This is a genomic window from Marinobacter sp. NSM, from assembly GCF_052380025.1.
GTDB lineage: Bacteria > Pseudomonadota > Gammaproteobacteria > Pseudomonadales > Oleiphilaceae > Marinobacter.
Genome location: NZ_JBQTCK010000006.1, coordinates 187,725 through 213,980 on the forward strand (window position 1 = coordinate 187,725; position 26,256 = coordinate 213,980).

24 protein-coding genes are annotated in these 26,256 nt (G+C 55.2%); 17 read left to right on the top strand and 7 right to left on the bottom strand.

What is annotated here, in order from left to right; all coding sequences use genetic code 11:
• Positions 1-135 precede the first annotated feature (135 nt).
• The 3 genes from ACTZWX_RS14215 to ACTZWX_RS14225 form a co-directional block, all read right to left on the bottom strand.
• Positions 136-765, bottom strand: coding sequence for a DUF2931 family protein (locus tag ACTZWX_RS14215; RefSeq protein WP_444714503.1), 630 nt, complete (start codon positions 763-765; stop codon positions 136-138).
• Positions 755-2,506 carry a type VI secretion system PAAR protein gene (locus ACTZWX_RS14220; protein ID WP_444714504.1) on the bottom strand — a complete coding sequence of 584 codons (1,752 nt, stop codon included), beginning with the start codon at positions 2,504-2,506 and terminating at the stop codon, positions 755-757. Before ACTZWX_RS14220 ends, ACTZWX_RS14215 begins: the two co-directional genes overlap by 11 nt.
• A 197-nt stretch (positions 2,507-2,703) precedes the next feature.
• Positions 2,704-3,417 carry a Fic family protein gene (locus ACTZWX_RS14225; RefSeq protein ID WP_444714505.1) on the bottom strand — a complete coding sequence of 238 codons (714 nt, stop codon included), beginning with the start codon at positions 3,415-3,417 and terminating at the stop codon, positions 2,704-2,706.
• Between the two features lie 207 nt (positions 3,418-3,624).
• Here ACTZWX_RS14225 and ACTZWX_RS14230 point away from each other — a divergent pair, with 207 nt between their 5' ends.
• The 3 genes from ACTZWX_RS14230 to ppnP all read left to right on the top strand — a co-directional run bounded on the left by ACTZWX_RS14230 (position 3,625) and on the right by ppnP (position 5,224).
• Positions 3,625-4,383 carry a hypothetical protein gene (locus tag ACTZWX_RS14230; protein ID WP_444714506.1) on the top strand — a complete coding sequence of 253 codons (759 nt, stop codon included), beginning with the start codon at positions 3,625-3,627 and terminating at the stop codon, positions 4,381-4,383.
• A 156-nt stretch (positions 4,384-4,539) separates the two neighbouring features.
• Positions 4,540-4,926, top strand: a complete 387-nt coding sequence (locus ACTZWX_RS14235) for a glutaredoxin family protein (RefSeq protein ID WP_444714507.1) — start codon at positions 4,540-4,542, stop codon at positions 4,924-4,926.
• A gap of 16 nt (positions 4,927-4,942) precedes the next feature.
• Positions 4,943-5,224 carry a pyrimidine/purine nucleoside phosphorylase gene (ppnP, locus tag ACTZWX_RS14240; RefSeq protein ID WP_444714508.1) on the top strand — a complete coding sequence of 94 codons (282 nt, stop codon included), beginning with the start codon at positions 4,943-4,945 and terminating at the stop codon, positions 5,222-5,224.
• Positions 5,225-5,288: 64 nt separating this feature from the next.
• Here ppnP and ACTZWX_RS14245 read toward each other — a convergent pair whose 3' ends face one another.
• Complete coding sequence (locus ACTZWX_RS14245) at positions 5,289-5,681, bottom strand: DUF1622 domain-containing protein (RefSeq protein ID WP_444714509.1); 393 nt, start codon at positions 5,679-5,681, stop codon at positions 5,289-5,291.
• Between the two features lie 1,211 nt (positions 5,682-6,892).
• On the opposite strand from ACTZWX_RS14245, the gene ACTZWX_RS14250 reads away from it, so the two are divergent.
• On the top strand, positions 6,893-7,237 hold the full coding sequence (locus ACTZWX_RS14250) for a hypothetical protein (protein WP_444714510.1): 345 nt from the start codon (positions 6,893-6,895) through the stop codon (positions 7,235-7,237).
• A gap of 126 nt (positions 7,238-7,363) precedes the next feature.
• Here ACTZWX_RS14250 and ACTZWX_RS14255 read toward each other — a convergent pair whose 3' ends face one another.
• Positions 7,364-7,657: a helix-turn-helix domain-containing protein gene (locus ACTZWX_RS14255; RefSeq protein ID WP_444714511.1), complete on the bottom strand. Its 294-nt coding sequence runs from the start codon at positions 7,655-7,657 to the stop codon at positions 7,364-7,366.
• A gap of 96 nt (positions 7,658-7,753) precedes the next feature.
• Here ACTZWX_RS14255 and ACTZWX_RS14260 point away from each other — a divergent pair, with 96 nt between their 5' ends.
• The gene (locus ACTZWX_RS14260) at positions 7,754-8,326 is read left to right on the top strand and encodes a hypothetical protein (protein ID WP_444714512.1); all 573 of its coding nucleotides are present in this window, start codon (positions 7,754-7,756) and stop codon (positions 8,324-8,326) included.
• 240 nt (positions 8,327-8,566) lie between these two features.
• On the opposite strand, the gene ACTZWX_RS14265 is transcribed toward ACTZWX_RS14260, so the two are convergent.
• Positions 8,567-9,010, bottom strand: a complete 444-nt coding sequence (locus ACTZWX_RS14265) for a pilin (RefSeq protein WP_444714556.1) — start codon at positions 9,008-9,010, stop codon at positions 8,567-8,569.
• 406 nt (positions 9,011-9,416) lie between these two features.
• Between ACTZWX_RS14265 and pilB the strand changes: the two genes are divergently transcribed.
• From pilB to ACTZWX_RS14325, 12 genes are all read left to right on the top strand, one after another.
• Entirely contained in the window at positions 9,417-11,129 is a 1,713-nt protein-coding gene (gene pilB / locus ACTZWX_RS14270; protein ID WP_444714513.1) for a type IV-A pilus assembly ATPase PilB, read from the top strand.
• A gap of 2 nt (positions 11,130-11,131) precedes the next feature.
• Positions 11,132-12,349 (top strand): type II secretion system F family protein, encoded by a 1,218-nt coding sequence (locus tag ACTZWX_RS14275; protein ID WP_444714514.1) that lies wholly within the window; start codon positions 11,132-11,134, stop codon positions 12,347-12,349.
• Between the two features lie 91 nt (positions 12,350-12,440).
• Positions 12,441-13,316: a prepilin peptidase gene (locus ACTZWX_RS14280; protein WP_444714515.1), complete on the top strand. Its 876-nt coding sequence runs from the start codon at positions 12,441-12,443 to the stop codon at positions 13,314-13,316.
• Positions 13,317-13,457: 141 nt separating this feature from the next.
• A complete protein-coding gene (gene coaE / locus ACTZWX_RS14285) occupies positions 13,458-14,063 on the top strand; it encodes a dephospho-CoA kinase (protein ID WP_444714516.1) in 606 nt (201 codons plus the stop codon).
• An 82-nt stretch (positions 14,064-14,145) separates the two neighbouring features.
• Positions 14,146-15,144, top strand: a complete 999-nt coding sequence (locus tag ACTZWX_RS14290) for a hypothetical protein (RefSeq protein ID WP_444714517.1) — start codon at positions 14,146-14,148, stop codon at positions 15,142-15,144.
• Position 15,145: 1 nt separating this feature from the next.
• On the top strand, positions 15,146-15,895 hold the full coding sequence (gene tsaA, locus ACTZWX_RS14295; protein ID WP_444714518.1) for a tRNA (N6-threonylcarbamoyladenosine(37)-N6)-methyltransferase TrmO: 750 nt from the start codon (positions 15,146-15,148) through the stop codon (positions 15,893-15,895).
• A 43-nt stretch (positions 15,896-15,938) separates the two neighbouring features.
• On the top strand, positions 15,939-18,293 hold the full coding sequence (locus ACTZWX_RS14300; RefSeq protein WP_444714519.1) for a response regulator: 2,355 nt from the start codon (positions 15,939-15,941) through the stop codon (positions 18,291-18,293).
• 34 nt (positions 18,294-18,327) lie between these two features.
• Positions 18,328-18,516 (top strand): DNA gyrase inhibitor YacG, encoded by a 189-nt coding sequence (gene yacG / locus ACTZWX_RS14305; RefSeq protein ID WP_444714520.1) that lies wholly within the window; start codon positions 18,328-18,330, stop codon positions 18,514-18,516.
• 166 nt (positions 18,517-18,682) lie between these two features.
• Positions 18,683-19,249: a YfaZ family outer membrane protein gene (locus ACTZWX_RS14310; protein WP_444714521.1), complete on the top strand. Its 567-nt coding sequence runs from the start codon at positions 18,683-18,685 to the stop codon at positions 19,247-19,249.
• A 129-nt stretch (positions 19,250-19,378) separates the two neighbouring features.
• Positions 19,379-21,625 (top strand): hypothetical protein, encoded by a 2,247-nt coding sequence (locus ACTZWX_RS14315; protein ID WP_444714522.1) that lies wholly within the window; start codon positions 19,379-19,381, stop codon positions 21,623-21,625.
• Between the two features lie 85 nt (positions 21,626-21,710).
• Positions 21,711-22,637: a glucosaminidase domain-containing protein gene (locus ACTZWX_RS14320; protein WP_444714523.1), complete on the top strand. Its 927-nt coding sequence runs from the start codon at positions 21,711-21,713 to the stop codon at positions 22,635-22,637.
• Between the two features lie 33 nt (positions 22,638-22,670).
• Complete coding sequence (locus tag ACTZWX_RS14325) at positions 22,671-23,567, top strand: acyltransferase (protein WP_444714524.1); 897 nt, start codon at positions 22,671-22,673, stop codon at positions 23,565-23,567.
• Here ACTZWX_RS14325 and ACTZWX_RS14330 read toward each other — a convergent pair whose 3' ends face one another.
• Positions 23,568-26,243 carry a LuxR C-terminal-related transcriptional regulator gene (locus ACTZWX_RS14330; protein WP_444714525.1) on the bottom strand — a complete coding sequence of 892 codons (2,676 nt, stop codon included), beginning with the start codon at positions 26,241-26,243 and terminating at the stop codon, positions 23,568-23,570.
• Between the last annotated feature and the right edge of the window lie 13 nt (positions 26,244-26,256).

A 26,256-nucleotide genomic window follows, 5' to 3' on the forward strand; every position in this document is an offset into this window, starting at 1 on the left:
GCTCCTGCAGCGGGATGGATGACTACCACGGAGACGGCATACTTCCAGCAGGATAATCACCCCGATTCTGAGAGCCTTGTTATTGCGCACTCACCTCTCCCAAATCACAACTCGGTTAACCTGAAAAGTTGCTTCTCAATTTACTGCATCACCATCAGCCCGACGGCTGAGCCAGGCTGGTGGTGGCGGAATAATTCCTTCCTCTACATAATCGCGAGTTCTGACGTTGTAGCGGCCAGGATCACCTTCGACAATTTTAGCGACAACGTCTTCAGCCAGTGGCGTGTGGAAATCGTGGCTGCGATCATAATTGCAGGTGTTACAGAACGCCTCCCACCAGGCAAGTGCTTCGCCTTTACCCGAAAACCCAACGATCAGAGTATGGTTGTAGTCATCAAGCGGATAGTCTCGGTACCATTTGCGCAGCTTGTCATCAAGATCCTCGGGTAGCGAGAAGGTGACCTCATAGAACGTTTGGGTTCGGAAAGAAAACCAGCGGGCGTGCACGGTGCTGGGGGCAGGTTTAGGGCTTATACCCACAATAGCTCCCCCGGGGGGCACGCGATCATAACCGCCACGGAGTGCCCCGCCACGGGCACTCCACGTTTCATCGAAGGAAATATCTTCTACCCAAACTGGCCATCCCTGCGGCCCACCCGCAACAGAAACGGCAAAGTCGTATTCGCGGGGCTCCGAGGAACAAGCTACAGCGAGGAACGAAAACAGGATGGTAAAGGTTGCCCTGAGGACGCTTTCACTGTGCACTTGCAACTCCTACCGAAGATGGTTTTATGGCTTTGCCCGGCTTGTTAGAGAAAACCGTGCGTTTGCCCGAGGACTCTGGGTCTAACCCAAATTTATAGATACTATGGGAAGTATGGATAAACCCATGCAGGTAATCCCTGGACGTTTCCAGCGAGCCTCCTGCCGACTGCCAAGACGCGATTGCTGACCGGAGGACGGAAGGTAATGCATGATCGATATCAGTCGGATCCAATCCTCCCAATGGAACCCCCGCCTGCAAAGCTAATCCATGCATACTGTGTAGGTTGTATATCGTCAGTTCCTTACGTGTACGCCTGCGCTCCTGCACGTGGATATCACCGTTTGGCTGAGGCACCGCCACCACAGTCCGGCCTGGGCGCGCGTACTTCGCCTCAAGTTGCGGAATGGCTGTGCGTTGGGTATGGCCGCCGTCCGCAAGACCCGAGTGGATGCCCAGAACGATCTTCTCAATATTCTCGAAGCCCTTGTCCGGATTTTCATAACCGCCGCCCACATCGGAATGGGCACCCGGTACGGCTATTTCCGTAAAGTGTGATGGCCCATTACCGTTGGCATCCATAATACTGCTCAATGGGAAATTCTTGCGGATCTCGTGATGGGCCGTAAGGTGCACCACCCGTTCGGCACTGCTGGGCGAAAGGTTCAGGTTAAAGTCCAGGTTGGCGTTGTCTCCAGGTAGGTAAAAACTGCCCACCGTATCGAACAGGCCAACAAAATTCACCCGGACCTTCACACCAGGCGGGAATGCAGCTACGGGTGTGACGCCAACCATCGGGGCGAGGAAAGAGGCACCCATAAACTGGGGCAGCAGGACCGTTCCCGGTTGTTCATTGATCAGATTGACGAAGTGCCGGGCCAGGGCCGCGCCACGGCTGAAGCCGAATACATCGAAGACTACTTCTTCATAGTCCCCAGCAAAGATATCTCTTCGCATCCGTCTAATCGCAAACTCTATCCTGTCATGTCCACCTTCGGGCCCAATGCCCAACCCCAAGCCCATGAGGTCCTCCGAGGCCTCAAAGCCATTCGGAGTGTGCTGGCCGTCAATGGTGCCTGGTCCATTCACGTAGATTCTTCGATAGTTGCTGCCAAGGCCATCGTCACGATACAGGTCATACAACTTCGCCACATTCGTCACATCGCGGTTCGCCAGGATCTGATCATTGCCCCGATGGTTGCCAGTGCCATCAAAAAACACCCCCAGGCGAAGGGTTTTGCCAGACTCATCAATAGCCTTGGTGGCCTGAGAAGGGGTTGCGGCTGAGCCGCCTCCTCCACCTGCGTGGCTGGAGGTGCTACTGCGCAGCTGCGCGCCGGAGGAGGCGTGTGTGCCGTTTGTGTGTTTTTTTGCTGTACCGAACTCTGAGCTCAAAGGCGCGGAGTGAGAATTTTCCCCCGAAACACCAGAGAATGGCAATGGCGCATGGGTATCGCCAACCACCACGCTACTACTGCCAATGGTGACCCCACCACAAGAAATCGCACCACCGGTTGTGGCAGCAGGTAACCCGTTAATGAAAACCGTGCTTGAACCGGAAGCGATCGTACGCGGATGAGGGGAATGCTTGGGTTTGGAGTGCGGGGCAAGTTGGTCACCTACCCGGGCGACGGGCTTGCCGTCGATGAGTACATCCGGGGAACCATTGATTACCGGGGTGGGCGGAAAACCCTCATGGTCGGTACCTGGATCCCCCAACAGCACAACTTTCTTGCCGCTCATGGCTTTGCTCCTTGCTTCTTCCTTGATACCCCAAAATAATCCCCGGGGTTCCTTGACGGGCAATCCTGCCCTCGTGCCAACTTTATTCGGACCGCATGCGCTCCTTATGCAGCGACGCAGAGTGTATCAGCACCAATCGACCAAAGGGAAATGTCATCCTGTTTGATTCTGATCGGCAACGAAATATTGCCCCACTATTATTCCTTCATGATTCGCACCGCACGCTCATCCATGCAGCTTCGAACGAACGAGTTCATGGACCGTTGGTCACCCGATTCATAAAATTCCAACATGAGCTCGTTGAACTCCAGTTGTCGAGAAGCGGGAATATTAATAGCTGGGTATCCGTTATTCAGCAGGTGGCCGTTCATTATAAACCGGCCCATGCGTTTATTAACGTCGTAGAAGAACTGACAACGGGCCATGGTGAGGAATACGTGGATGGCCTGGTCGTAGACATCCTCATATTGATGCATCGCTTCGATCATGTGCTCGAATAGATCTGGAAGTTTGATTGCTGGCGGCGGTTCGTAATCTGTGCCGGCGATAAGCACAGAACCGGTTCGAAAGCACCCCCACTCCAAAGCTTCTTCCTTGGCTGCAATAGCGTGGAGTTCCGTAGCACACTCTTTGGTCAGGGCGAACTGCCCTGCCCTGATCATCTGAAACAGTCGTTTCCAGGCGTCTCCCTGGTTGACGGCGATTTGCTGATCACTCAATTTATGCCCACCCACGGTGACGCCTTGCAGCAGGGTTTGTACTTCAGGGAGCGTAAAGTTAATACCCTCCAGCCGCACGGCATCGTATACAAAAACCGAGACGGCTCGCTGGGCAAGCATGAGCGCCTTATCGCGGTTTGGCTTCATCGACCAATGCACATCAGTTGGAAAAGAAGGCTGGCGCCCGCTCATGACTGGAACCTCAAGTAGCCAATGTACAGAAAACGTACCTTTGTTGGACGTTCCAGTATTACGTGATTGCCGGTATCAAAACAAGGTAGCCTTGGCTAAGCGGACGGAACGTCGGGTTTCCCGTGAAATTGGGGTCAGACCCCGGAACATTTCAGGTCACCAAATGTCTTGGGGTCTGACCCCAGATTTAAACGGGAGCTATTCGTTATGGCACGCTTCTTTCTTCTTGCCCTCTCCATGGCCGTAAATACTTTTCTATCGACACCAGCCGCAGCTGATGAAACACATGACTGGACGCTAACGGTCGAAACCGGCCCCGTCTGGTTTTCCCGTAACGACGTCCAGATTCCCAACGACAACGCTGGGGATCGCTTTGATCTCCTAAACCTGACAGGGCAAGGGGCCGATCCTTATTGGCGATTGCACCTGGCTTACCAGATATCAGACAAGCATTCCGTCAGCGTGCTGTACGCGCCTCTGCGCACCTATGGCCGGGGGACTCTGGCCGATGATGTGCGATTCGCCGGTGAGACGTTTGAGGCAGGAAGCAGCGTAAAGGGTGTCTACAAGTTCAACACCTACCGGGTCGGCTGGCGCTACCACTGGCCAGAACACCACGACTGGAAACTCAGTGCCGGGGCTACCCTGCTGATCCGAGATGCCAATGTGCGACTCAGCCAGGGCACCACAAGCGCAGACGACCCGGACCTTGGTGTAGTGCCGCTCTTGTCTTTCCAGGCTCGCCGGGCTCTGGGCCAGCGCTGGGCGCTTGAGTTTGACGTTGAGGGACTCGGAGCACCGCAAGGCCGGGCGATTGACGCCGCCGTGGCCGTCACCTATCAACTGTCACCGCAACTGGAAGGCCGGCTTGGTTATCGCACCCTGGAAGGCGGGGCGGATAACGACAGCGTTTACACCTTTGCCTGGGCGCATTATGGCGTGCTGGGGTTAAGCTATCGCTTTTAAGGGTGCGCGGTTAGCCATCCCAATTTGGGGTCAGACCCCAGGACATTTGATGGGGTGAAATGTCTTGGGGTCTGACCCCAAATTTTGCCCGGCCGTGGTATCCTTCCGGCCCGGTTTCCCAAATACCTTTCAGATCTACACAGTTTAGGTTTTATTATGCGAACGATTATCCGCGCTTTTTTCCGCACGCTACGGCTGGTTCTGACACCTTTTATGCTGCTTTCGGAGAAACTCAGCACACCCAAGGCGATCACCCGCGCCCCTGAGCAGCAAGCTGCTGTCGACAAGGCGACCGAAAACCTGGCGCTGTACCAGTTTCGTGCCTGCCCGTTCTGCATCAAGGTTCGCAAGGAAATGGCTCGCCTGGGGCTGAATATCGAGCTACGTGATGCACAACACGACCCGGTGCACCGTGAGGATCTTTTGAATGGCGGCGGCGCGGTTAAAGTGCCCTGCCTGCTGATCACCAATGACCAAGGTGAGAAGCAATGGATGTATGAGTCCGGTGATATCAATACCTGGCTGAATCGGCAGTTTGGATAAACGAGGAAGAATGACCATGTTAAGCGTAAACGAATACTTTGACGGCAAAGTTAAGTCCATTGCCTTCCAAGGTGAGTCTCTGCCTGCAACCGTAGGTGTGATCAGTTCCGGTGAGTACGAGTTCGGTACCAGCAAAAAAGAAGTAATGACTGTAGTGAGCGGTGCGTTAACCGTTCAACTTCCAGGTAGCGATAGCTGGACCCGCTACGGGGCTGGCGATGCCTTTGAAGTAGCGGCCAACACCAGCTTCAAGGTTAAGGCTGACGTCGATACGGCCTACTTCTGCACCTACGAGTAACGGCAATGGGGTCAGACCCCAGAACATTTGGCGGGGTGAAATGTCTTGGGGTCTGACCCCAAATTCACTCACCCTCGCCGTTATGATCCGATAAACGGCCAGACTGTGCCGACTGATGAGTCCGCTCCATTTCCCGCTCCAGAAAGTAGCTCAGCACCACCCTGATCAGCACGACAGCCCCTAGCATAGCGATATGCTCCCAAGCGGGTGCTATAACGCTTTTGATGATGTCTGCCCCGATAAAAATATCCAGCGCCAGCAGAAGATGAGCACCCAGGCGCTCGCGAATACGGGCGGTTTTTCTCACCAGCTTCGCGTGAGAACTCTTGTGGCTGGCCAATAGCGAGAAGAAACGCATGACCGCCTCCGCAACGCCCCAGACAACGATGGCCACACCCAACAGGCTTATCAGGTAGAACAACGTTGTCACGATATGGACAGCCAGGTCTTCGAGCATGAAGTCTCCGCTTCTTTGGGTACGGCATTCGGTTCAAAGAACCGCGAGTAGATGAGATTGTAGCTGGTGTAACAGGTTATCGCCGTACAAGTTGGAATGATGAATCTCTGGCTCGCTAACTAACTGCCCGGCTGATCTTGGTGATATCTTTCAGCTGATTGAGACGCGTTTTCCCGATGGGACTCTGCGCTACTGCTACCCCAGGGCAGAGCTATGATACCCAGAGCGGAGGGAGACAGTTGTCCATGATCATCATGGCTTTGTTTGTTATGACACTCGGCGTTGTCAGTATTGCCTCACTGGTAACCGGGAAGTTCACTCCCTGGTCCTCACGGCCGGTCTATTTCCGGCAACGCCCGGTTGCTTTTCTGGCGTATGTTGCTGCCTGTTTGATCATAATGGTTTGCCTGATTGCCTTGCTCCAGGCTTGGTTTGCATAGGCAGCATGTGTTTATGCTCGCGCCTTTCCATGGCGTTCACGGTCAATTATTTACACGCAATCATGATTTTCTCTCCGTCACACCTCATTTCTCCTGCAAAGCTTTCATACCCGCTCCCCTTACAAACGCCTGTCGCCATCTGACCAAAAAAAGCTGAACCAAAAGCGTCACTCTGCATTTCTTCGAGTTCCCGCTCATTGCAACCGCCGCTCTCAAATTCAACCCATTCACTGCTATTGCAGCCAGCAAGGCCAATGAGAGCCACCAAAAAAGTGGCTCGCAACATTCCCATACAAAACCTAGACATGACTCTGCCCCCCTCATTCGCTAATTAACAGCATCTAACAAACTACTTTCTGCGATGGAGCAAAAGAGGTACCACCAGAAAAAAAGGCTATGGATGACCTTACGTTAAAATGAGTAAACAGAGCGGGCACTAACAACAGTGCAAAAATTCCTGACAGGCCTGCTCACACACAGCGAGCGGAGTGCGTGTCCCCGATCGAATTCACGCCCAACAGACTTTTCAGCTAGAACAACGTCATCACGATACGGACGGTCAGGTCTTCGAGCATGAAGGATCCGCATCTAAGGGCGCTGCATTCGGTTCAGAGAACCGCGAGTAGATGAGATTGTAGCTGGTGTAACAGGTTATCGCCGTACAAGTTGGAATGATGGATCTCCGGTTCGCCAACTAACTGCCCGACTGATCTTAGTGATATCTTTAATGGCTATTGAGCCGGACACCGGAAAGAGCAAACAGACAACACCATGAAACACGACCGCGCCAGAGCCTACATTCGCAATCGCATTGTATTCCTTTGCATCATTCTATTGATTGCCGTTTTCACTGCCCATTTTCTGTTCCCCCAGGGTGAACCTGTCGTTCAGCGTGTGCAGGGGACCATTATTGAAATCAACCAGGGCGAAGGCGAGAGCCTGAGGACAGGAACCTCGACAACTCTTACAACCGCGAGAGTCCAGCTTCCTGATGGTTCTGAGACACGGGTAATTATCAGCGGGCCCAGCTTTCAGCCCGGGCAGAGGATCCAACTGATCGAACAGCGATTTCCCGATGGGACTCTGCGCTACAGCTACCCCAGGGCGGAGCGATAATACCCGGAGCGGAGGGAGACAGTTGTCCATGATTATCATGGCTTTGTTTGTTATGACACTGGGCGTTGTTAACGTTGCCTCACTGGTAACCGGGAAGTTCACCCCCTGGCCTCCGATTGATAGGAGTTATATATACAAAATCTCGGTACCCTTTCTTCTCACAAGGTTCAACAATTTCAGCGATGCTCCGGCAGGCTTTTTCTCATCCGTCTCCCACTTCTGAACGGTTGAAACACCCACGTTAAGAATGGCAGCTAATACAGCCTGACTCATGAGGGTCTGGCTGCGAATATTGCGGATTTCTTCCGGCGGGAGCTCTCTACTGTCAGTGCGATACAGCTCTTCGTACTCGCCGAGTCGCCGCTTACCTATTAGCCCAGCGGCATCGAGGTCCAATGCCGTTTCTCGAATTTCATTCATTTCCATAACCGCCTGTGCGGGCAGGACCGCGACACCGGGCGTTGTTATGAGCACCGGCGGGGATGGATTGAAGAGCGAATCCGGCTTCTGGCATCTGTGTTCGCGGTAGATGTCGCCGCTTATGCAGTCATGTCGAACCACTACCACCAGGTAGTGAAGCTCAGCCCGGATGAAGTGGAACCGTGGAGCATGGATGAGGTGCTGGCGCGCTGGTGCAGCTTCTATGAAGCTCTCCTCTCCTGCATGACCTATGTAGACCTAAACCCCATCCGGGCCGCCATGGCGGAGACGCCAGAAACCTCCCAACACACCAGCATTAAGGAACGCATCCATCCCACCTTTGATTTCGCGGAAGCCATTGCACGGCAAACAGAGCAGCAAGCGCTGAATGAGTTTTCCGTGCCACTAAAACCGCTACTGGGGTTTGAAGGTGTGATTCGGAGCGGCGTTCAGCGGGGCATTCTGTTCAGCTTTGGGGATTACCTGGAACTGGTGGATTGCACTGGACGCATTAGCCGAAGCGACAAACGGGGCGCTATTGATGAGAAGGCGCTGCCGATTCTGGAACGGCTGAATCTGGACCCGGAGCGGTGGTGCCACCGGGGAACCGCCTTTGAGGACAGCTATCAGGATTACCGGAATCCTTGCAGGCGACGACGCGCGGCTTAGATCTCCCCTTTCCCTTGTTTTTCAAATCAGACTATCGGCGGACCTGACGAGAACATCGCTCGCCTGAAAGTCAGGAATTTCCAGGATTCGCCGCGGAATACTGGCGCCGGATGACCAGAACTCCGAAATAAACGCAGTAAACAAACTGCCAGATACGACAAAGGCCTGGGGTCGAAACCACCGGGCCTTTGAGAAACTAGTCAAACTTGTGACAGGGCACGAGCTGTCCAGCCTTTGGAGTTATCGACAGTTAGCGGGAAGGAACTTCGCCTGCAGACTGCCGGTGTTGCATGTCCAACTAACACCATCGTCAGAGCCGGTACCTTCGAATATGATGGTCCCAGTAGCTCCACCACCCAATTCAGCGCCATCCACTGTGTACGTGATAGTTCCAACTTCGTTATCAGAACCGCTGCGAGCGTAACCGATAGAAGTAACGTAATCACTCTGTGCGGCGTTATCGTTGATGCCCGCAGCTGCAGCAGTCGAAGCCATTTCACCCATCGAAATGTAATATTCAGAAGCGGACGACCTGGCTGCCGCAGCCAAGTTAATGATCTCAGTAACCTTCGCACGCACCGTGTAATCCTGATAGGCCGGAATAGCAACAGCCGCCAAAATACCAATGATCGCAACAACGATCATCAGTTCGATCAGAGTGAAACCCTGCTGACCTTTCTTCATTTGAATCTTTTGCATGTTATCAACCTCTAGAGTTGTCGTTTCTTTTGTCAAAGCTCTGACCGTCGGGTGCACTCCCAACAAGCCGCGCTGAGCCTGCGATAAACTAAGCAGCCAGCGTGCCAATTGCAAGATAATGTTAAAAATAAACGCACATTCAGGACGTTGCAGCTCTCTGTGACGCTGATCACATGGGGCCTTTCCACAAAACCCTAGTCCCAGTACGTCCAGGAGTGACATTTTTTGTCACCCAGCCCAAGCGCAAATCGACAAGCACATTTCAACGACATGTCTTTGAGAAAGATCAAAGCTGAGACTCACCCCGCTTTCCAAACCCCGGCCATGCATCTAAACTCTGTGTTCATAAATACGATATTCAGCCACTTATAAGACTTTCCTCAGAGCATTTATGGCGAGCAACAACCGAAACGTGACCCTGACGGGCCTGGCCCGTCGATTTGTAGATGACGGGCTTCTTGACGAAGATACCGCCAAAGATGCCTTTCTTCAGGCCTCCCAAAACCGCATTCCACTGATCACCTACCTTACGCAGAATAATCTGGCAGATAGCTCCAAATTGGCATTTTCTGCTGCGATGGAGTTTGGCGTCTCGGTGCTGGACCTAGATTCGTTCCTACCGGAAATGATGCCCGAGAAGGTGGTTGACGAAAAGTTGGTGCGGAAGCACAACGCCCTGCCCCTGTATAAGAGAGGTAATCGGCTATTCATCGCAGTATCAGACCCCACAAACATTCAGGCCTTGGATGAGATCAAGTTCAACACCGGCCTGAGCACTGACGCGATTCTGGTGGACGACGCCAAGCTACGGGCCGCCATCGACAAGTACCTCGAGTCCCAGGACACCACCATGGGAGATCTGGACGATGCCGACCTGGAGGGGGTTGAGACCGAGGGTGGTGACCAAGACGACGACGGTGCCGTCAGTGCTACCGAAGTAGATGACGCACCTATTGTTAAGTATGTAAACAAGATGCTGCTCGATGCCATTCGTGGTGGCGCTTCAGATATTCACTTTGAGCCATACGAAAAGATTTACCGGGTGCGCTACCGAACCGATGGTATCCTGAAGGAAATCTCCCGCCCGTCCATCAAGCTCGCCCCGAAGATCTCTGCCCGGGTAAAGATTATGGCACAGCTGGACATCTCCGAACGCCGCATTCCTCAGGACGGCCGGATCAAGATGAAGCTGTCCAAAACCAAGGCCATTGATTTCCGGGTGAACACCCTGCCCACCTTGTGGGGTGAAAAGATTGTTCTGCGGATTCTGGACCCGAGTCAAGCCAAACTGGGCATCGATGTGCTGGGCTACGAGGAAGACCAGAAGCAGCTATATATGGATGCTCTGGCCCAGCCTCAGGGCATGATTCTCGTTACGGGCCCGACCGGTTCCGGTAAAACAGTATCGCTCTATACCGGCTTGAACATTCTGAACACACCGGGCATCAATATTTCCACAGCGGAAGACCCAGCGGAGATCAACCTGGAAGGCATCAACCAGGTCAACGTGAACACCAAGGTAGGCCTGGGATTTGCGGAAGCGTTGCGGGCCTTCCTGCGGCAGGACCCTGACGTAATCATGGTGGGTGAGATCCGGGATCTGGAAACCGCTAACATTGCCATCAAAGCCGCACAGACGGGGCACTTGGTTCTGTCTACCCTGCACACTAACAGCGCTGCCGAAACCCTCACCCGGATGATGAACATGGGGGTGCCCGCCTTCAACATTGCCACCTCGGTGAGCTTGATCATTGCCCAGCGCCTCGGCCGGCGGCTTTGCAGCTGCAAACAGCCTATGGATGTGCCGAAAGACGTGCTTTTGAAGGAAGGGTTCACACAAGAACAAATTGATACAGGCTTCACGTTGTACCGCCCCAAGGGCTGTGATAAATGCACTAATGGATACAAAGGCCGCGTCGGTATTTACGAAGTGGTGAAGATTACCGAAGAACTGGCGAGCATGATTATGGAAGAAGCCAGTTCCATAAAAATTGCAAAACAAGCGCAGGCAGAAGGCTTCCGCAACCTGAGGCAATCAGCCCTTCTCAAGGTGATGGAAGGGGTGACCAGCCTTGAGGAAGCTAACCGCGTGACGAAGGATTAAGCATGGCAGAAAAAGCGCAGAAGCTGGAATCGTACGTTTGGGAAGGCAAAGACCGGAGGGGCAACAAAGCCAAGGGTGAGCTGACCGGCTCAAACCTGGCCCTTGTTAAGGCTCAATTGCGTAAACAGGGCATCATCCCGGACAAAGTGAAAAAAAAGCCCAAGCCATTGTTTGGCGGTAGCAAGAAGATCACGCCATTTGATATTGCGATGCTTACCCGCCAGCTGGCCACCATGATGAAAGCCGGCGTACCTTTGGTGCAAAGCTTTGACATTGTTGCGGATGGTCTTGAGAACAAAGGGTTGCAGGAGCTGGTAATGAGCATCCGGAATGATATTTCTTCCGGTACTGGTTTTGCCGCTTCTTTGCGCAAACACCCTAGATACTTTGATGACCTCTACTGCAACCTTGTGGACTCTGGCGAAAAAGCCGGTGCTCTTGAGCAGATGCTGGATCGAATTGCGACCTATCTTGAGAAAACGGAAATTCTGAAGAAGAAAGTAAAGAAAGCGATGACCTATCCTATCGCCGTTGTCGTCGTTGCAGTTGTTGTTACAGCTATCCTTCTGGTTAAAGTGGTTCCGCAATTCGAAAGCCTGTTCCAGGGCTTTGGAGCGGATTTGCCGGTCTTTACCCAGTTCATTATCGGCATATCCGAATGGATGCAGAAATGGTGGTTTATCGTGCTGCTGGGAATCGTAGGCACGATATTCCTATTCAAGGAATCGAAGCGTCGTTCTCAGAAATTTTCGGACTTCGTAGACAAGTATGTTCTGAAGCTACCCATCGTTGGCGAGATTCTGGATAAGTCTGCGGTTGCCAAGTTTGGCCGGGTGCTATCCACTACTTTTGCCGCTGGTGTGCCTCTGGTTGATGCCTTGGATTCCGTTGCGGGTGCTACCGGCAATGCAGTTTATCGGGATGCCGTTATGAACATCAAAAACGACGTTTCCAGTGGTACACAATTGCAGGCTTCGATGCGCCAGCAGGGCGTGTTCCCTGTTATGGCCGTTCAGCTAACCGCCATTGGTGAAGAGTCCGGCAATCTGGACGATATGCTAAAAAAAGTGGCAGAGCACTACGAGGCTGTTGTTGATGACATGGTAGACAACCTTACAGCACTGATGGAACCGATGATTATGGCTGTCCTCGGTGTGCTTGTTGGTGGTTTGATCATCGGCATGTACCTTCCGATATTCCAGATGGGGCAAGTGGTTTAAAGCCCGCCTCCGCCTCGAGCTGTTTGCGAAATCGCCTCCTTCCAACTGGGAGGAGGCGATTAAAGAAATAAATTCAACAATGAGCCCCTGAATGCCCTTCCTAGACCAACTCCTCTCCACCCCCTGGCTCCTATACCTCACAGTCACCCTCTTCTCCCTCTGCATCGGCAGCTTCCTGAACGTAGTCATCCTGCGCCTGCCAAAAATGATGCAGCAGGAATGGCGTTGCCAGTGTGAAGAGTTTCTGGAGGTACCGGAAAAGCAAAGAAAGCAGGAAACACCACTTTCCCTTTCAAAGCCCGCGTCTACCTGCCCCTCCTGTGGCCATCAGATTCGGGCCTGGGAAAATATCCCGGTGATCAGCTGGCTGGTGCTGCGGGGTAAATGCTCCTCTTGTAAAACACCGATTTCGCCGCGCTACCCGATCATCGAAGCCATCACGGCCATCTTCTCGGTGGTAACCGTCGCTGTGCTGGGGCCTACTGAATCCGCACTTTGGGCCTTGCTGCTGGTATGGGCCCTGGTGGCGCTGACGATGATCGATTTCGACACGCAGCTGCTGCCAGACAGCATTACCCTGCCCCTGATGTGGCTCGGCCTGGTGTTGAACTATTTCGGCGTGCTGACGGACTTTAACAGTGCCTTCTGGGGTGCCGTTGCCGGGTACTTGTCGCTTTGGTCGGTGTACTGGCTATTCAAGCTGGTGACTGGCAAGGAAGGCATGGGTCATGGGGATTTCAAGCTGTTGGCAGCGCTTGGTGCCTGGCTGGGGTGGCAATTGTTGCCGGCGGTGATTTTGCTGTCGTCCCTGGTGGGGGCGGGGGTTGGTATTGCGCTGATGGTGTTCAAGAAGCATGGGCGTGAGGTGCCGATTCCGTTTGGGCCTTATCTGGCGGCGGCTGGGTTGCTTTGTTTGTGGTTTGGCGATGAAATTCAGGCGGTTTGGTTTGGGTTTTTGGGGGTTTGACTAGGGCGCTATTCTAGGAGATTGGCGCTGGCAGAAGGGTGGGGTCTGACCCCGTTCGGGGTCAGACCCCTTTGTAGACTGGTTGGTTTGGTGTCCGTTTCGGGTCAGACCCCTTTGTAGATTGCAGGTTTGGAGCTTGGCTTGAAGATTGTTGGGTTAACTGGCGGGATTGGTTCCGGGAAGTCTACGGTGGTGCGTATCTTTGGGGACTTGGGTGTGCACTGGGTGGATGCGGATGATGTGGCGCGGGAGGTGGTTGAGCCAGGAACGGCTGGGCTGGCTGCAATTGCTGAGCATTTTGGCCGCGAGATTCTGCAGGCAGACGGCGCACTGGACAGGGCAGCGCTTCGGCAGCGGGTGTTTGAGGACCCGGAAGAGCGACACTGGCTTGAACGCCTGTTACATCCTGTCATCCGCAAGGAGCTGGTCAGACAACTGCAATCACCAGAGGCCTCCTATACCCAGCCTTATGTTCTGCTGGTTTCGCCGTTATTGCTGGAAACCGATCAGTACGAACTAGTGGATCGCACCGTAGTTGTCGACGTACCGGAAGACGTTCAGATTGAACGCACCATGGCGCGGGATGATAATAGCCAGGCTCAGGTTGAGCGCATTATGGCAGCGCAAATGGCCAGGGAGGAGCGGCGTTCTCGGGCAGACGCTGTGATTGACAATAACTGCCCTTTACAGGATGTGGAGCGCCAGGTTTGTGAATTGCATACTCGGTTCCTGTTTGAGTTTCGTTAAGGAGCCCCGGCCGAGACATCGGGCCGCCCCGTTTTTATTTTATACGTTGCTGGCCTCATCGCTCGCTCATTCAGCAGAGCCGGTGTTTACGGTAAGAGATTCCGCCATTCCGGATGTACTGGCACCGGAATCACTCCCGTATTCGTTCTACACGTTTGAACCCGATGAATACTGGGCAGAACCAGAAGATTCCTTGTGGATGAACTTCAGCAACTGGGTGATCCGACAGGAGCGCATTCACGGCAGGAAGGTCCAGAGCTTTGGTGCCTGGGCTGACCGCACCTTGTCTGGGTCTACTCAGTCACTGCCGAATAATGAGAGCTATCTGAGAATCGGGTTCGCTGCGGAGTCGGAATACAGTGATCCGGCGCAATTCAAACCGGAGCTGAGGTTTCGGCTGGATGTGCCCACCACCCAGCAGAAGCTGCGCCTGGTCATCGAGAGCGAGAGCGATGAGCTGATCCCCCTCGGGGAGCGGGAAAGAGACAGGCAACTCACGGAACCCGACCGTACCGATACGGAGACCACCGGCGCCCTGCGTTTTCTTACCCGAGTGGGCGACGCCATCAATCTGTCCACCGATGTGGGCGGCCGCCTGAGATTGCCACCGGAAATGTTCTGGCGAACCACCGCCAGCAAGGGCTGGCAACTGGATGATGCCTGGGCGCTGAATGTACAGCAGCGGGTATACTACTACCATACCCGGGGATGGGGCGCGCGGTCATGGTTCGGCGCAGACCGGTCACTTGGCAACGGCTGGCATTTCTACACGTCATCGGAGCTCGAGTGGTTGCACCAGGACCGCAAGTTTGAAGCAGCACAGATCTTCAGCACGCGTAAACGGCTCAGCCATCGTTCCGTCCTCACCCCCAGGCTGGGGGCCCTTGGTGAAAGCCAACCATCGTGGCGCACCACATCATACTTTGCAGATATTACCTGGAGATACCGGCTGTACGAAAACTGGCTGTTTGCAGAACTTATCCCGGCCATGGAGTTTCCACGCGAGAAGAGCTTTAAAGATCAGGCCTCGGTGGTGTTCCGAATCGAAATGTACTTTTCAGGCATGATTGACCGACACTGATATGACCAGACCACGCCACAAATCCCGACCGGCAGACCAGGCTCTCACACTCACTCCCATTGCCATTACCCACTCCTGCTTCAAAGACAAGTTCGGGGTGCCACGCCAACCGGGGCTTACGCGCCATGCCCATGCCGAGCTGCTGATCCAGAGCCCGTTTGACCGGGAAGACGCCTTTCGGGGCCTGGAAACCGCCAGTCATCTGTGGCTTACGTTTCAGTTCCACGAGGCCATTCGTGCCGAGTGGCGGCCGGTGGTTCGCCCCCCACGGCTAGGCGGTAACAAAAAGATCGGCGTCTTCGCCAGTCGCTCGCCTTTCAGGCCTAACAGCCTTGGTTTGTCGGTGGTCAGGAACGAGGGGTTGATTCGCAAAAACGGGCAGCTGGTTCTGCGCATCAGCGACCACGACCTGATCGAAGGCACGCCAATATTAGATATCAAACCCTATTTGCCGTTTGCCGATTCAGTGCCGGAGGCTTCCCTCGGCTGGGCAGAGTCTGCGCCCACCGAGCGTGCCGACGTGGCATTCAGCCCTGAGGCCGACGAGCAACTGGCGGGCCTGGCAGCGGATGACTATCCGGATGTGCGAGCGTTAATCGAAGACGTTGTCAGCTATGACCCCAGGCCGTCCTTTCGCCGCGGGCGAGATGAAGAGCGCATTTACGGCGCCAACCTTTATGACCTGAATGTGCGTTTTCGTTTTGTGAACGATGATTCAAAGATACGTGTGGAAGTGATATCCGTCTGTTAAACTCCTGCTGGTGAATTTGTAGTCGACACAGGGAACTTGTGCCTTGCTTTCCAACCGGTTTTTAAAGCGTTTAGGTGTTCGCCCGCTGGCTCTCCGCCTGCTGGGGTGGGTACTGCTTTATAGCGTGATTCTGTCTTTGGTGGCGACCGGCGTTCAGATGATTGGCGAGTTTGATCGCCAGAAAGCGGAACTTCAGTCGAGCCAGGAGCGGGCCGTTGAGCTGATATCCGGCAGCATGGGCACCAACTTGTGGGTAATGAACTTCAGCGAAGTAGCCAACAGCCTCGACGACATGCGGGCCATGCCCTCGGTGCAGTATGCCCGTGTCATTACCACCACGGGTGAGGAATTCAGCACTGGCCAGTATCCGGAAGACCGGGTGATTTCCCAGACCTTTCCCCTTGAGTTCAATCGCTCCACGTTTGACCAGCCCCGGCGAGTCGGAGAGCTAACGGTGGTGTCCTCCGTTGAGCAGATTTACGACAATGTTCTGGATCAGGCTTTGATGAACCTGTTGTTCCAGTCCATTGTGGTTATGTTTGGCACCCTTGGGTTACTGCTGATCGTGCGGGTGACTTTGTCCCGCCACCTGGAAACCATGGCCGATTACGCGGCCAAGTTGAACCTGGACGCCCTGGTTGATCCGCTCCAACTGCGCAGAAAGCCGCCCCGCAGGCCGGATGAGCTGTCGGAGCTTGAGCAGGCGCTCAACAAGATGCGCCTGCAGATTCTGGAAGACACCCGCTCACTGCGCCAGACCACCATCAAAACCCTGGGCGAACGGGATGAAGCCATTCGGGCCAACCACGCGAAAAACCAGTTTCTGGCCAATGTCAGCCACGAGCTGCGCATTCCGCTTCAGTCCGTATTGGGATACGCCAACCTGCTGACCGACACCCCGCTGGACCAGGAACAGCGGGAATACGTCAGCACACTGCTTAACGCTTCTCAGAGCCTGTCATCCATCATCAATGACCTGCTGGATATCTCCAGCATGGAAGCCGGCAAACTGGAACTGGAGGCGATCCCATTCGATCTCAGGGAAACCCTCAACGATTTGATCCACATGCTGGGTTCGAGGGCCAGGGAAAAAGGCCTGGCCCTGGAAATGCGGGTTGACGAAAACCTGCCCTGGGCCATGATGGGCGACCCGGTGCGACTACGGCAGGTATTGCTCAACCTGCTCTCCAACGCCATCAAATTTACCGATTCCGGCCATGTGCTGATCAGCATCGAGGTACTGGGTAGAAAAGAAGGCAATGTCCTTTTGCGCCTGGCGGTTGAGGATACCGGCGTTGGCATTAACCCCGAAGACATTCCGCTGGTGTACGAACCCTATGTGCAACTGGGCCAACGGTTCCAGCGGCAACTGCCCGGCGCGGGACTTGGGCTGACCATTTGCCGACAACTGGTTGATCTGATGGATGGGTCCATGGATCTGGAAAGCCGCCCCGGGCAAGGCTCCACCTTCTGGGTGGAGTTGACCCTGCAGGCGGCTGGTGATGCCTCAACCCGCATTCGACCTGATTCCCATATGGTCAGGGGCCGAAAGATTCTGGTGGTGGATTCTTACGAGCTGTCACGCAAGATCACACTGGAAATGCTGTCTCGTTACGAGGTCCAGATTGAAGCGGTGAAAGCCGCAGGTGAGGCCCTGACCTGCCTGCGCCAGGCCTTCGATGCCGGTGAGCCATACCACGCCATCATTCTTGATGGGTTTGTGCCGGATATGGACAGCGACCTGCTATGCCGACAGATTCGCAGCAACCCGCAGTGGGGAGAAATGCGGCTGTTGATTCTCTCGTCCAATCCTCAGCGCGGTGATGCCGAACATTTTCGACAGGCCGGGGCGGACGCTTTTCTGAGCAAATCGCTGCGGGAATCGTACCTGATCCCCATCCTCAACCAGCTGTTTCTGGATGTGGAGAAGCAGGAGCGCCGTTTCCTGACCCGTTTCTCACTTCAGGCCATATCCGATGTCACCATCAAGCGCCGGGAAATCCCGTGTGGCCGCATGCGGGTGCTGCTGGTTGAAGACAACCCGGTGAACCGCACCCTCACCCGGCGGCTGCTGGAAAAGCTCGGCTGTGAGGTAATGACCGCCAACGACGGCCAGGCCGCGTCTGCACTCTGGCAGTGGCATCAGTTTGACCTGATATTCATGGATTGCGTGATGCCACGCATGGATGGCTTTGAGGCCACTCGAAGGTTGCGCCGCTGGGAAGATGACCATCACCGGGCCAGGGTACCGGTAGTTGCGCTAACCGCCAGCGCCATGGAAGAAGACGAAGAACGTTGCAGGGCGGCGGGTATGGATGCGTTTGTGGCCAAGCCTGTCAACCTTGAAATGCTGCGGGCAGTACTGGAACAATACTGCCAGGCCGCTGCTGAATCCTGAGCACCGGCATGTTACCTACAGCCCGGATTCTGATATGAATGTTGAATGCCCCACTTGCAAAAAATCCGTTGAATGGACGGAAACCAACCCGTTTCGCCCTTTCTGTTCTGAGCGATGCAAATTGATTGATCTTGGCGCCTGGGCCAATGAAGAGTACCGGGTACCCGCCCAGAACGTCTCTCCCGATGATCTTGACCAGATCGACGAAGTAACACGGCACTGAACCCGCACGGCCACATCAACGCGCCTGAACACCTTGTCCAATGACTTACGGGCTTTTAAGTTGTGATGCGGTTGGCAGGTCGTTACCATCCTCTCAGTCATAACTATCGCTGATGCCGGCGGTTCCAGCCGGCCCGAACCAAAACGACAGCAACAAAGGTGTAAACATGAAAGTAACCCGCATCTCCGCCCTGGCGCTTTCTCTGGCAGCTGCCCCCGTGTTTGCCGCTGATCTGGACGTGAGTCTCACCAACAACTCCGCGAAGGGTCAGGTGAACTTCTTCGGCGCGCAAAACGATATTCAGCTGGGCGCAGGCTACACCTACCGTGACAGCCGTCGCCATATCGGCAACATCGATTTTCACGCACAGGGCCGCACCTCCATTGGCAACCTGCCCACCACTGCGGGCGTTGGCCTGAAGGGTGTCTTCTACGATGAGCGCCGTTTCGACGTCGACGGCGGTGCCGTGGGCCTGGGCGGTTTTGCCACCGTCAATGTTCCGGATGTCCCGGGCCTGTCTTTCACCGGCAGCCTGCACTACGCCCCGACCATTCTGTCATTCGGCGATTCCGACGACATGACCAGCCTGGAACTGCGCGGAAGCTACCGTGTGATTCGCAATGCTGAGGTGTTTGCCGGTTACCGCTACCTGAACACCGAGCTGGACTTTGCCGGCTCCCCAGACATCAACCTGGATGAAGGTGTGCTGGCCGGCATCAAGATTTTCTTCTAACCGCCTCTCACCGAAGCAGAATCCGTTACCCGGCCGACTCGCGGGGTAGCGGATTCGTGCTACTCCTCACGCTCTCCCCCGCTTTTTGTTGCTAGGCTTCCCGGATACTTACTCAACGGATTGTCTGGCATGAGATTGAACCTCCCCACCCTCCTGGCCGCCACCCTTACACTCACCGCCTGCAGCGGCGACAGCGCTATTGATGGTGTCAAGGAAATCCCCAACCGGTTCGGCAATGCCGTCAATGCCCTGGACGATTTCAGCCCTGGCAGTACCGGCGACTCCAACAACGCCCGCGGTCTGAAACCGAACGAAGCCCGGGTTACCATGGAAGTGCCGGCCAGCGTTGCCCCGCAGGGTGAACCCACGCGCAGGAATCTGCGGATTGTGGTGCCCGACCGTGTCGAGGTTTACCGTACGGACTATACCCTCAGGAAAGACCTTGGCACGGTGCGTTTTTCAACTGCCACGGACGATGACGGTTACCTGATTATTGCGTTTGAGGATGGGGTCCCCATAGGCCCCGATGTTGTTATCGAAGCCTCCTATCGCGGCACAACGCTCAAAGCCCTCGCCGCCGACTCGGACCGGGATGTGAAGGTAAACCCGTTTTCCCATTACCTGGTTGTCGAGGGTCTGGGGAATTACGATGCCGTCGATTTTCAAACGGTCATGAATTGTGTCAACAGCAGCCTTTGCCTGAATAAGTATGTTTGGGGCACGGTCGCGGACCAGGTGCATGACTTCGAGATCGATATCGCCACCAATGCGAGTATTGCCAGCGCCCTCGATCGGCTTGATGCCCGGGCCGACTTCAAAGCCTACGTGGCTGCCATGGCAGATTATGCCCTGCTCGGCCAGGATAATTCAGACACCGTGCGCGCCAGTTCCGCCGATTACAATTCGGTCTTCCTGGGGCTGGAGCTTGGCCAGACCTTTCGGGAATCCAATGCGCTCGGGGCCGGCCAATGGGGCGTCCGCACCGCCCAGGAAGAGGCGCTCACAGCCACCGGAAGCGCCTATCTGTACCCAGCGCTCACGCTCACATCGTTTGAAGCGTTCAACATCAATGTCACCTCTTTGGCCACCGACATTCCGTACGATCGGCAAACACTCATTCACGGTTTGGACAACGGCGGCGTCCAGACTTTCTTCAGCCGGGGGTCGGATCTTTGGGCACGCAACAGCCATTCAAGCGCTCCCGGGGCAGCCACACTCACCCCACCCCGAAGCGATGCCCAGAACGGTGATGCGATCAACCCCGCCCGGTTGCTGGCAGGCCGCGCCCTTTACCAGAGTGTGACTGGCCGCGACAGCAGTCGAATCACGGGCTGGACCCGAAATCCCTATCATCTGGACGCTTTTACCTCCGCGCCGGCAGAACAGGACAGCAGCCCAGACCGAGTGCTCACCAGCTATTTTTCGGCCGGCAAAGCCATTGAGCTGCAGGACGACGGAGGCAAACTCAAACGCCAGGACACTTTGGAAGACCACTACCTTTCTGTGATTGAGCTTCACCTGGAGCGTAGCAGCAATTTCAGCCTGTCCACACTGGCAGAGCAACGCTATAACCTGGTGTATATCGCGCCCCGATTCGGCAATGAGGATGATCCACTGGCTTTCGAAACCGGGCACGGAAACTGGGACACCCAAACCCCTGATGGCAACCGGCTGGCAGCTGAGGTGACACTCGATCAGTTTCGGGTTGTCCGGGCCAGTAATGGCCAGGTGCGAGCAGAGGCGAGTTCTGGAACCGGTGACTGGAATCTGGCTAACCGATTATCTTGCCTGAGCCAGTCAGACCGGTACATGGGCAGGCTGACCCTTTATGAGGAAGATCCCGGCAATGAATGCAGTACGCCCGAAATGGGCCCAGAAACCACGCCTCCATATATGGGCCTTGGCGCCACCACCCCAGACGGCTCACTGATAGCCCTCAATCTGGATGACAGTTACCTTGGCGACGGCCTGGTGATTGCAGGCCAGCCCCCCACTGGCTCACTGGTGCCAGCCCGCTACAGGCTTCAGGGCGTTATCGTCGCCATGACCGATAACACCAGTCGGATGCATCAGATCCACAACGGCTTGCTGGAACTGGACGACGAAGGCGGCGCGGTCATTAACGCTGCCGGCTTTAAGATTCACCACGACATCCCATCCAGTAACGTCTCTGAACCGAGACAAGCCAGCCTGGCGTCCGCACTCGGCGTCACGGCTTCGGAAGACGGCAAGATCACCCTTAGCGGCGGCGAACTCACACTCGCGGGATTCTACGCAGGAACAGGTGATCAGATATTTCTGACCCTGCGGGATAACACCGGCCCCGAGTTTCAGACCGGATTACTGATAGCCACGGTAATCCCGGAATCGGACTAACAGAACCAATACTCAGGACGCCCTCGTATAACCTGTTATAATTTCTGCCATATCGCCTGACATACCCATAAAGACGAGAGGTTTTATGACTGCCGTTACCCGGGCGCTGATGCTGCTTGTTCCTTTGGTTCTGTTCGCTGTAGCCGGTGCTCTTTACGTTCCACCAGACTATTCTGGTGAAGGTAACGGTGATGATGAAGTGGTTCTTGCGTCGCTTCCGCGCCTCCCCGCCTGGGCAAACGAAGACCTTCCGGATTTCTCAGGTTACAGCGACACCACCGAACGCAAAGTTGCGTTCTTCTCGTTCCTTTATCCGCGGATTGTTCTTGCCAACTCTCGCATCTTGCTTGAGCGCGAATACCTTGAGTCGCTTGCCAACAAAACCGAACTCTCGAACCTGGAAGAGAAGTGGCTGACTGACCAGGCTCAGCGCCTGAGGGTTGACGCCGCGGCAGGGAGCAATGAACAATTTGCACGGTTACGCAAGCGCCTGGATGTTATTCCACCGTCGCTGATTCTCGCACAGGCGGCCAATGAATCCGCCTGGGGCACTTCCCGCTTTGCCACTGAGGGTAACAACCTGTTCGGTCAGTGGTGCTTCAGCAAAGGCTGTGGTCTCGTACCCCTGAGCCGTGTTGATGGGGCCAGCCATGAGGTGGCTAAATTTTCCTCTCCCTACCAGTCCGTGCGCTCGTATATTCAGAACCTGAACCGACACCCCACTTATCAACTGGTAAGAGACCTCCGGTTACAGAACCGCCAGGCGGAAAAGCCGCTTTCCGGCCTGGAAATGGCGGAAGGCCTACTTGGCTATTCCGAACGGGGTGAGGAGTATATAAAAGAGATCCGTTCCATGATTCGGTACAACAACCTTGAGTTCTATGATCATGAGTTCCGGAAACTGTTGGGTGATCGCACCCTCAACACCTTTGAGCGGCTGGCCTCCGCTGATGCAGACGCCGCCCTGCTGCCCGGCGCGGAAGGTAGCCTGGCCAACCCGTTTGAAGGTTGACACCCAAAACTGAACCAATAGAGACAGTAACCCATGCTCAATTTTCTGCCCGCCCCGTTGAAAGGGGTTCTGGTGGTTCTGCTTATTTTGCTGAATACCGTTGTTTTCCTTCCGTTCCTGCTGCTGTTCGCGATCATCAAACTGGTGATACCTGTCATGGTCGTGCGCAAGGTCTGCACGGTGATCGTCAATGGCATCGCCTGGTATTGGATAGGCTTTAATAACACACTGGTAAAACTTTTCCATAGAGTTGAATGGGACGTTCGGGGCGCCCAGGAACTCAGCCGCAAACACTGGTACTTCGTGACCTGTAACCACCAGAGCTGGACAGACATCCCCGCCATCCAGTACGTACTGAACAGCAAGATCCCGTTGCTGAAGTTTTTTCTCAAGAAGCAATTAATCTGGGTACCCCTGCTGGGCGTTGCCTGGTGGGCGCTGGATTTTCCGTTCATGCATCGCCATACCAAAGAGCAGATTGCCAAACGCCCGGAGCTGAAAGGCAAAGATATTGAAGCCACCCGGGCTGCCTGTGAGAAATTTCGCTACACGCCGGTAACCATCTTCAACTTTATGGAAGGCACCCGCTTTACGCCAGAAAAACAGGCCCGCCAGAATTCACCCTATAAAAACCTGCTGAAACCCCGCGCAGGTGGAACGGCGTTTGTATTTGGTGCCATGGGCGAGATGATTCACACGATGCTGGATGTGACCATCGTGTACCCCAACGGCAAGCCGGGCATCTGGGACTACCTGTGCGGCAGGGTAGACAAGATCATTATCGACATTCGCACCCGGGAGGTACCAGAACGATTTCTGGGTATGGATTACGAGGGTAACCGGGAACTGCGCGTGGACTTCCAGCGCTGGGTAAGCGAGATATGGGCAGAGAAAGATGCCCGGATTGAGGAGCTGAAGGCCGGGGGCTGACTAAAGCAGCCCCAACTCCCGGGCCCTCACAATGGCCTGGGTTCTGGACTTCACTTCCAGCTTGGCGTTGATTCTGCGGGCATGGGTTTTCACGGTATGCAGGGAGATGTGCAGCTTGTCTGCGATCTCCTGGTTTGACAGGCCCCTTGCAATCAGTTCCAGAACACCCTGCTCCCGGTCACTGATTGGCTCCGCGAGCGCATCGGCAACCACCACCGCGCCCTCGATACCAAACAGCTCGCCCAACGCACTGGTAAAGGGGCATTTCTCCAACCCCCTGAAGGTCTTCTCCATGAGGGGGCGTAGCTCCTGCATCAGTTCTGCGAAAGGACTGATGAAGTGCTCCCTGGCGGCCTCCCGAACGACGCTTTCCAGCTGTCGCCTGCCAGCTGGCAGCCCTTTTTCTTCCGTCAGGAGCACCGCATCCAGCAGGCCCGCATGAAGCAGAAGCCCCCAGGGTAAGGTGTCTTCGTAACGGTGATATACAGCAGAGAGGTGTTCCCGGGCCCGAATCAGGTCGCCGTTCACCAGATCAATCCGCACCTGCAAACAGTCCAGCAAGCCCGGAATCATTGGGAACAGTTCGGGAACACAGCCGTCCTTACGGAAAGGTGCCAGCTTTGTCATCGCCTGGGAGGCGCTCTCAGGTTGACCGCAAGCCAACCAACAGCTCGCCTTCAGCGCTTCAAGTACCGGCAGGTAAACAGACTCATCAACCTGCCAGGAATGCATGGTTCGTTCGGCACGGCCAATCCATACAAAGGCGTCATCCATACGGCCCTGAGCCCGACACATCAGAACCCGCAACGCCATAGCCAGCAGCAGGCCCAGATCACGCGTTTGCTCCGCATGCCGTGCACAGCTCACCAACAGGCGATCAGCCTCTCTCAGGAGCCCTTTATGCCAGAGCACCAGAACCAGATTCAGTTGTAACCGTGTTTCACCAATCCGGGCGGGCCGACTGAGCTCTTGCATGGCGGTATCCAGCCCGGTTCGCAAAAGCTGTTCTGCATGGCCCAGAGCACCTTTGCCCAACTCAATTCTGGCGTGAGCATAGACTGCCAGTGCTTCAGAACCCGAGTCGCCAGCCTCCCGAGCCAGCTTTGCAGCGGTTCGATTGGCATCCCGCGCTGCCTGAAAGTACCCACCAGCGCACAAGGCACTGGACCTGACAATTTGGGTCACCAGTTGCGCCTGGGTAGACAAGCCTCCGGTCGCCAGCGCCTTGTCAGCCATCTCAAGCGCAGGTGCCACAAAGCCCTCACCACGAAGGATGAACGCTTTAAGGGCGTATATTCGGGCTTCCTGTTCTTTCAGATCCGACACACTGAACGATTCGAGCAACTCTCGCGCCTGGCGGAATTGGCCACCAATCGCATGAACCCAGCTGTAGACGATTCGCAGCCGGGCACTCCGCTCCAGCAGCTGGACAGGCAGGCTTCGCCGCAGCGTCAGCAACGACGCCGTGTCTTGCCCCAACAGCAGTGCCTCGGTGCCCTCGGACGCAATGCGTATGACTTCATCATTCTCACCCGCCAGCAACGCGTACTTGAGCGCCTCCGGTAACTGCTCCCGTTGCCCAAACCAACGGCTTGCCATCAACATGCGTGTGGCATAACCACCCATCACGGGTGCCTGTAACCAGGCTTGGAGTAATGGGTTCAATCGATACCAACGCCCCCTCCCCGACACCTGCTTTAATGGCAATCCGCGCTCTGCCGCAGACGATGGCGGCATATCCGGCTCTGCGGTAGTGCCCTCCAGCGTGAGGAACAGCTCATCTGAACAGCTTTCGAGTTCCGCCATCACTCGCAAACTGCGAACCTGTGACTGCGCCAGCGGCGCAAGCACAGTGCTCTTGATAAACCGTTCCACGGACTCGGTTTCGTGAACTGGCTTCCTTTCATCACCACGAGCGAGCTCACGAAGATACAAGGCCAGTGGGGTTGGCCAGCCTTCCGTCAGGTTGTACAGGTGGTCGATGGCCACACTGGTAATCAGTCGTTCATCACGTGCTTGTTGAAAAAACTCGAACGTTTCAGACCGGGAGAACTCGAGACGATCCACAGATAAGTGCTGATAGACACCCTGCAAATCCAGCGTGTGGCTTTCAAACGGCAGAGGTAAACGTGATGCCATCACCACCGCCAGGTTGTTAGGCATGTCTGTGGCCAGTTGATGGAGTAATCCCACCACGGCCGGGTTCGTCAGATGATGAAGATTATCCAGAACCAGTACATCCCGATTGGACTCCTTCTGTCGGGCTTTGGTGACCAGAAGAACAGAAAGATGATCCTGGAAAGTACCGCCATTTGGGGCTGAGACGTCAGACAGACCAAGGGCCGTGGCCAACAGTGAAAGAAAACGAGAAGGGGCGTTGTCACCTCCGTTAAGTGTAACCCAGCGAACACTGGCATCCTGCGCAGAACTGAGTGCGCTGACCAGGGAGTGGGTTTTGCCATAACCACTGGGCGCCTCCAGAAACAACAGATGCCCTGGCGACATAGCGGCCAGGATCTGCTGGTCCAGCTCGGGGCGGGTTAGCCTGGAGACAGGAATTGCCGGCATCTGAAGCCTTTGCTCCAGAAGGTCTCGTACAAGCTCTCCATGCACGAGGCCATTGTTGGCGGACTGAAATTCATCGTTGGCTGCACAGCCATCATTATAGGATTTCACGCACTGCCCCATT

Coding starts and splice junctions, on each gene's coding strand:
- ACTZWX_RS14310 (WP_444714521.1), top strand. CDS start 18,683: ATGAAAGTAACCCGCATCTCCGCCCTGGCGCTTTCTCTGGCAGCTGCC.
- ACTZWX_RS14230 (WP_444714506.1), top strand. CDS start 3,625: ATGGCACGCTTCTTTCTTCTTGCCCTCTCCATGGCCGTAAATACTTTT.
- ACTZWX_RS14320 (WP_444714523.1), top strand. CDS start 21,711: ATGACTGCCGTTACCCGGGCGCTGATGCTGCTTGTTCCTTTGGTTCTG.
- ACTZWX_RS14220 (WP_444714504.1), bottom strand. CDS start 2,506: ATGAGCGGCAAGAAAGTTGTGCTGTTGGGGGATCCAGGTACCGACCAT.
- ACTZWX_RS14255 (WP_444714511.1), bottom strand. CDS start 7,657: ATGAATGAAATTCGAGAAACGGCATTGGACCTCGATGCCGCTGGGCTA.
- tsaA (WP_444714518.1), top strand. CDS start 15,146: ATGACCAGACCACGCCACAAATCCCGACCGGCAGACCAGGCTCTCACA.
- yacG (WP_444714520.1), top strand. CDS start 18,328: ATGAATGTTGAATGCCCCACTTGCAAAAAATCCGTTGAATGGACGGAA.
- ACTZWX_RS14225 (WP_444714505.1), bottom strand. CDS start 3,417: ATGAGCGGGCGCCAGCCTTCTTTTCCAACTGATGTGCATTGGTCGATG.
- ACTZWX_RS14275 (WP_444714514.1), top strand. CDS start 11,132: ATGGCAGAAAAAGCGCAGAAGCTGGAATCGTACGTTTGGGAAGGCAAA.
- ACTZWX_RS14245 (WP_444714509.1), bottom strand. CDS start 5,681: ATGCTCGAAGACCTGGCTGTCCATATCGTGACAACGTTGTTCTACCTG.
- ACTZWX_RS14280 (WP_444714515.1), top strand. CDS start 12,441: ATGCCCTTCCTAGACCAACTCCTCTCCACCCCCTGGCTCCTATACCTC.
- ppnP (WP_444714508.1), top strand. CDS start 4,943: ATGTTAAGCGTAAACGAATACTTTGACGGCAAAGTTAAGTCCATTGCC.
- ACTZWX_RS14265 (WP_444714556.1), bottom strand. CDS start 9,010: ATGAAGAAAGGTCAGCAGGGTTTCACTCTGATCGAACTGATGATCGTT.
- ACTZWX_RS14325 (WP_444714524.1), top strand. CDS start 22,671: ATGCTCAATTTTCTGCCCGCCCCGTTGAAAGGGGTTCTGGTGGTTCTG.
- ACTZWX_RS14315 (WP_444714522.1), top strand. CDS start 19,379: ATGAGATTGAACCTCCCCACCCTCCTGGCCGCCACCCTTACACTCACC.
- ACTZWX_RS14250 (WP_444714510.1), top strand. CDS start 6,893: ATGAAACACGACCGCGCCAGAGCCTACATTCGCAATCGCATTGTATTC.
- ACTZWX_RS14235 (WP_444714507.1), top strand. CDS start 4,540: ATGCGAACGATTATCCGCGCTTTTTTCCGCACGCTACGGCTGGTTCTG.
- pilB (WP_444714513.1), top strand. CDS start 9,417: ATGGCGAGCAACAACCGAAACGTGACCCTGACGGGCCTGGCCCGTCGA.